Genomic DNA, 3235 nt, shown 5'->3' on the forward strand with positions numbered 1-3235 from the left:
CGGCGGGGGGGGTGATCAGCGGGCGGACTGCGGGCCGGTCAGTCCGTCGGCTGGAGCAGGTCCCACCTGTTTCCGTACAGGTCCTGGAAGACCGCGACCGAGCCGTACGGTTCGTGGCGGGGGGCCTCCAGGAAGGTGACGCCCGCTTCGGTCATGCGGGTGTGGTCGCGGGTGAAGTCGTCCGTGTGGAGGAAGAAGGCGACCCGGCCGCCGGTCTGGTCGCCCACGTGGGCGGACTGGGTGTCGTTCTTGGCACGGGCCAGCAGGAGTCCGGTGCCGCCGCCCGCTCCGGCGGGTTCCACCACGACCCATCGGGAGCCGTCGGGGCGGGGCTCGTCCTCGGTGAGGTGGAAGCCGAGGGCCTCGGTGTAGAAGCGGATCGCCTCGTCGTAGTCGTCGACGACGAGGGTGACCAGGGCGATGCGGGACATCGGGGCCTTTCGGGAAGATCGGCGGGGCTGGTTAGCGGAAGAGGTTATACGTAAAACTGCCCCGATGCCAATCCTCTTTTCGGGGTGCTCGCAGCCCCGGGTTGTAGGGCCCGGGACCGACCCGTACCCCGCCCTGGGCCCGAGGCGTGCGCGCCCCGTCCCCGGATACGTTCCGCCCATGACGATCACCACCGACCCGATCCGTGACTTCGGGCGACGTAAGCAGGACACGCTGACCCGGCTGGAACGGGAGATGGACATCTGGGTGGCCACGGCGGGGCCGGACGGGGTGCCGTGTCTGGTGGCGCTCTGGTTCGTGTGGCACGGGGACACCCTGTGGCTGGCGACCCGGTTCACGAACCCGACGGGGCGCAACCTCCAGGGCGGCGGCCGGGTGCGGCTGGCGCTCGGGGACACGCGGGACGTCGTGCTGGTGGACGGCGAGGCCGAGGCGTACACGCGGGAGTCCGTGCCCGAGGACGCGGCGCGGGCGTTCGAGGCGAAGACGGGGTGGGACCCGCGCCGGGACGCCGCGTCGTACGGGTTCTTCCGGGTCCGCCCGCTGGAGGTGCAGGCCTGGTGCGAGCAGCGGGAGCTGCCGCGCCGGCATCTGATGCGGGACGGGGTGTGGCTGGCGGACTGAGCTTGTTCTGTACGGCCTGAGGTCAGGGCGTCGGGTCGTCGCGCAGGATGCTGTAGCGGACGACGTCGCGCCAGTGTCCGTCCCGGAAGACGGCGCTGCGCAGGACGCCTTCGCGGGTGAACCCGAGCTTCTCCAGGACGCGTTGCTCGGCGAGGTTGCCGATGTCGGTATCCGCTTCGACGCGTTGGGCGGTGCTGTGGGCGAACAGGTAGCGCACCAACAGCCGTTGGGCCTGCGTGCCGATGCCGCGTCCGCAGGCGTCGGGCAGGAGCTGGATGCCGATGTTCCAGTAGTGCGCGGCGCGGGTGACGCCCGCCTTGTGCCAGGCGACGAAGCCGACGGGGTGCTCGGCGGCGGCCACGGTGAGGTGGCCGCCGTCGTCGGTGAGCATGCCGTTCTCGGCCCAGCGGCGCCGGAACCTCGCGGGGTCGGCCCAGCCGAACCACTGGAAGGGGCCGGTGAGTCCGGCGTCGACCAGGAACGCCTCCAGGACCGGGAGGTCGTCCTCGCGGACCGGTCGCAGCGTCACGGAGTCACCATTCACCCCGCTACTTTACGGTGGGCCCCCTGGAGTCGGGCCAGCTCTCCTTCGGTCAGCCGCAGGGCGCCCGCCGCGACGTTCTCGACGAGGTGGCCGGGGTCGCCGGTGCCGGGGATGGCGAGGACGTGGTCGCCCTGGGCGAGGGTCCAGGCGAGCCGGATCTGGGCGGGGCTCGCCCCGTGGGCGGCGGCGATGTCCCGTACGGCGTCGTCGTGGTCGGCGGTCGCGCCCTGGGGTCCGGCGTCGCCCGCGATGGCGAAGAACGGCACGAACGCGATGCCGGACTCGCCGCACAGGCGCAGGACTTCGGCCGTGGCCTCGTCGTGGCTGCCGAGGCCGAAGCGGTTCTGGACGCTCACGACAGGGGCGATCTCCCGCGCCTGCGCGAGGTGTTGGGGTTCTACGTCGGAGACACCGAGGTGGCGGATCAGGCCCGCGTCCCTCAACTCCGCGAGGGCGCCGAAGTGTTCGGCGATGGAGTCCTGGCCCATCCGGCGGAGGTAGACGAGGTCGAGGTGGTCGCGGCCCAGCTGGCGGAGGTTCTCCTCGACGTGGGCGCGCAGGTCCTCGGGGCGGGCCGAGGTGTCCCACTCCCCCGCCCAGGTGCGGAACGGGCCGACCTTCACGGCGATGGCCAGGTCGTCGGGGTAGGGGGCGAGCGCGCTGTTGATGAGTTCGTTGGCCGAGCGCAGGGCGGAGAAGTAGAAGGCGGCCGTGTCGATGTGGTTGACGCCCAGCTCAATCGCCTTGCGCAGGACGGCGATCGAGCGGTCGCGGTCGCTGGGGGTGCCGAGGTGGAAGGCGGCGCTGCCCGTCAGCCGCATCGCGCCGAAGCCGACGCGGTTGACGGTCAGGTCGCCGAGGGTCCAGGTGCCGGAGGCTGCCGCCGTGATCTGCTGCGAGGTCATCGGCGGAGTCTCGCACAGGCACGGCCCTCAGCCGAGCGGCTTGTCCAGGATCGCCTTGCGGTGGCTGAACGTCTCGATGGAGTACCGGCCGTGGTAGTTGCCCATGCCGCTCTCGCCGACGCCACCGAACGGGAGGTCGGAGACGGTGAGGTGGGCGAGGGGCAGTCCGTAGCCGACCGCGCCGGAGGACGTCTCGGCGGCGATGCGCTCGCGGGTCTCGGCGGACTCGGAGAAGACGTACAGGGCGAGGGGCTTGTCGCGGTCGTTGATGAACGCGAGCGCCTCGTCGAGGCCGGCGACGGTGACGATGGGCAGGATCGGGCCGAAGATCTCCTCGGCCATGACCGGGGATTCGGGGTCGACGTCGGCGAGGACGGTCGGGGCGATGTACTTGTCGGCGCGGTCGTGGACGCCGCCGACGACCGTGCGGCCGGAGTCCAGGAGGCCGGTGAGCCGGTCGAAGTGGCGTTCGTTGACGATCCGCCCGTACTCGCCGGACTGCTGCGGGTCGGCGCCGTACGCGTTCTCGACGGCGCTCGCGAGGAGGGGTTCGAGGGCGGCGGCGGTCGCCGGGTCCGTGAGGATGTAGTCGGGGGCCACGCAGGTCTGGCCGGCGTTCAGGAACTTGCCGCGCGCGAGGCGGCCCGCGACGGCCTTGAGGTCGGCGGTGGAGTCGACGAACGCCGGGGATTTGCCGCCGAGTTCGAGGGTG

At 71.8% G+C, this 3235-nt stretch carries 5 protein-coding genes; 1 reads left to right on the forward strand and 4 read right to left on the reverse strand.

From position 1 onward, the window contains the following. Positions 1 to 38: 38 nt before the first annotated feature. Positions 39 to 431: a VOC family protein gene (locus AOK24_RS41735; protein WP_055725096.1), complete on the reverse strand. Its 393-nt coding sequence runs from the start codon at positions 429 to 431 to the stop codon at positions 39 to 41. 178 nt (positions 432 to 609) lie between these two features. On the opposite strand from AOK24_RS41735, the gene AOK24_RS41740 reads away from it, so the two are divergent. Next, complete coding sequence (locus tag AOK24_RS41740; protein WP_055725097.1) at positions 610 to 1074, forward strand: pyridoxamine 5'-phosphate oxidase family protein; 465 nt, start codon at positions 610 to 612, stop codon at positions 1072 to 1074. A gap of 22 nt (positions 1075 to 1096) precedes the next feature. Here the strand turns inward: AOK24_RS41740 and AOK24_RS41745 are convergent, their stop codons facing one another. The 3 genes from AOK24_RS41745 to AOK24_RS41755 form a co-directional block, all read right to left on the reverse strand. Next, on the reverse strand, positions 1097 to 1603 hold the full coding sequence (locus AOK24_RS41745; protein WP_079057261.1) for a GNAT family N-acetyltransferase: 507 nt from the start codon (positions 1601 to 1603) through the stop codon (positions 1097 to 1099). A gap of 11 nt (positions 1604 to 1614) precedes the next feature. Next, positions 1615 to 2523, reverse strand: coding sequence for an aldo/keto reductase (locus tag AOK24_RS41750; RefSeq protein WP_055725099.1), 909 nt, complete (start codon positions 2521 to 2523; stop codon positions 1615 to 1617). A 27-nt stretch (positions 2524 to 2550) separates the two neighbouring features. After that, positions 2551 to 3235 (reverse strand): aldehyde dehydrogenase family protein (locus AOK24_RS41755; protein WP_159052185.1); only part of this gene is annotated, 685 nt, incomplete at its 5' end.

The organism is Streptomyces niveiscabiei, assembly GCF_001419795.1.
Lineage (GTDB): Bacteria > Actinomycetota > Actinomycetes > Streptomycetales > Streptomycetaceae > Streptomyces > Streptomyces niveiscabiei.

What these genes read in the sequence shown, in the direction of transcription:
- AOK24_RS41735 (WP_055725096.1), bottom strand. Translation starts at nt 431, where the DNA reads ATGTCCCGCATCGCCCTGGTCACCCTCGTCGTCGACGACTACGACGAG.
- AOK24_RS41740 (WP_055725097.1), top strand. Translation starts at nt 610, where the DNA reads ATGACGATCACCACCGACCCGATCCGTGACTTCGGGCGACGTAAGCAG.
- AOK24_RS41750 (WP_055725099.1), bottom strand. Translation starts at nt 2,523, where the DNA reads ATGACCTCGCAGCAGATCACGGCGGCAGCCTCCGGCACCTGGACCCTC.